This window comes from Sutterella seckii, assembly GCF_009183815.1.
GTDB lineage: Bacteria > Pseudomonadota > Gammaproteobacteria > Burkholderiales > Burkholderiaceae_F > Sutterella > Sutterella seckii.
This window is the reverse complement of sequence record NZ_WEHX01000174.1, coordinates 1-1,662: the sequence shown is the minus strand read 5'-3', so window position 1 is coordinate 1,662 and position 1,662 is coordinate 1. Positions and strand designations below refer to the sequence as shown.

At 53.2% G+C, this 1,662-nt stretch carries 2 rRNA genes; both read right to left on the bottom strand.

The window, feature by feature from the left end:
- Positions 1 to 6 precede the first annotated feature (6 nt).
- Positions 7 to 121: ribosomal RNA gene (rrf, locus tag GBM95_RS11625) — 5S ribosomal RNA — on the bottom strand.
- A 99-nt stretch (positions 122 to 220) separates the two neighbouring features.
- Positions 221 to 1,662, bottom strand: a 23S ribosomal RNA gene (locus tag GBM95_RS11620); the annotation flags it as partial.

The following is a 1,662-nucleotide window of genomic DNA, read 5'->3' as shown; positions in this document are numbered from 1 at the left end:
TAGGGAGCCTGGCGATGACCTACTTTCACTGGAAATACAACCAACTATCATCGGCGCGGAGACGTTTCACTGTCCTGTTCGGAATGGGAAGGAGTGGGGCCGTCACGCTATGGTCACCAGGCTTAAAAGGGTGGGAAAAGCAAAGACATGCAGTTGCGACTGCTTTCTCGATTCTTCTTGAAGTTCTTCTCACCGTCACGATGAAAAGCTTCACGGTTATAGGATCAAGCTTCACGAGCAATTAGTATCGGTCAGCTCAACGCCTCGCAGCGCTTGCACACCCGACCTATCAACGTCCTGGTCTCGAACGACTCTTCAGGGAGGTCAAGCCTCCAGGAAGACTTATCTTCAGGCAGGTTTCCCGCTTAGATGCTTTCAGCGGTTATCCTTTCCCCACATAGCTACCCGGCGGTGCCACTGGCGTGACAACCGGTACACCAGAGGTGAGTCCATTCCGGTCCTCTCGTACTAGGAACAGCCCCCGTCAATCTTCCAGCGCCCACGGCAGATAGGGACAAAACTGTCTCACGACGTTTTAAACCCAGCTCACGTACCTCTTTAAATGGCGAACAGCCATACCCTTGGGACCGGCTACAGCCCCAGGATGAGATGAGCCGACATCGAGGTGCCAAACACCGCCGTCGATATGAACTCTTGGGCGGTATCAGCCTGTTATCCCCAGAGTACCTTTTATCCGTTGAGCGATGGCCCTTCCATGCAGAGCCACCGGATCACTATGACCTACTTTCGTATCTGCTCGTCTTGTCGGACTCGCAGTCAAGCACGCTTTTGCCATTGCACTATCAGCACGATTTCCGACCGTGCCTAGCGTACCTTCGCACTCCTCCGTTACCCTTTAGGAGGAGACCGCCCCAGTCAAACTGCCTACCATGCACGGTCCCCGGAGCGGATTACGCTCCCAGGTTAGAACCTCAAACAAATCAGGGTGGTATTTCAAGGTTGGCTCCGCTAAGACTGGCGTCCTAGCTTCACTGCCTCCCACCTATCCTACACAGATCGGTTCAAAGTCCAATGCAAAGCTGCAGTAAAGGTTCATGGGGTCTTTCCGTCTAGCCGCGGGGAGATTGCATCATCACAAACACTTCAACTTCACTGAGTCTCAGGAGGAGACAGTGTGGCCATCATTATGCCATTCGTGCAGGTCGGAACTTGCCCGACAAGGAATTTCGCTACCTTAGGACCGTTATAGTTACGGCCGCCGTTTACTGGGACTTCGATCAGGACCTTGCAGCCCATCAATTAATCTTCCAGCACCGGGCAGGCATCACACCCTATACGTCGACTTTCGTCTTTGCAGAGTGCTGTGTTTTTAGTAAACAGTTGCAGCCACCAATTCTCTGAGACCTCTTCATGCTCGGGGCGTTTCTCCCTTCACACTACAAAGGCACACCTTATCCCGAAGTTACGGTGTCAATTTGCCGAGTTCCTTCTCCTGAGTTCTCTCAAGCGCCTGAGCATATTCAGCTCGCCCACCAGTGTCGGTTTGCGGTACGGTCAATTGCAGGCTGATGCTTAGAAGCTTTTCCTGGAAGTCCATTCAGTCACTTCAGCTGAAACCAGCCTCGATGCTTCGCCTCGGAAATTCGCCGGCGGATTTGCCTGCCGGCTTCCTACGCTCGCAAACCGGGATATCCAACACCC